General features: G+C 70.2%; 1 protein-coding gene. It reads right to left on the reverse strand.

The features are described from left to right. Positions 1 to 516 (reverse strand): type VI secretion system domain-containing protein (locus AC1DT6_RS40585; protein ID WP_477112251.1); only part of this gene is annotated, 516 nt, incomplete at both ends.

The raw sequence follows: 516 nt of genomic DNA on the forward strand, positions 1-516 counted from the left end.
CTCGAGGGCGCTCGAGGGCGCCCAGCAAGTGCAACGCCGTGTCCGCGCGACCCGCACGTTCGGCCACGCGCGCCATCACCAGTTGCCGCACGAAGCGGTCGCGCTCACCGTCCGGCGCCGGCAGGCCCTGCAACCAGGCGAACGCGGCATCGAGGCTCTGTTGGGCGGCGAGGTCCGCCGCCTGGGCTTCCGTCTCCGCCCAGTCGGTGCTGGCGGACGCGACCGATACCGGCACCATGGGCTCGCCGCGCTCGATATCACGTACCGTGGCATGGCGCGCAATCCACTCCAGCGTGGTGTCATCCGCAAACGGCGTGCCGTCGGTGAAGGCCAGTTGCGCGAGACCGGGCAGGCGTTCGAGCATCAGCGCACAGTCGGTGGCGAGCAGGTCGCGCGCGCGGGCATACTCGCCACCCGCCTGATCCTGGGCGGTGAAGGCGTAGTACTGCAAGTCCAGCCAGAAATGATTCGCGCCTTCGGCGAAGGCCTGCTCGACGCGGTCGAGGAGTTCCGGCC

Source organism: Cupriavidus sp. 01L45, from assembly GCF_056399885.1.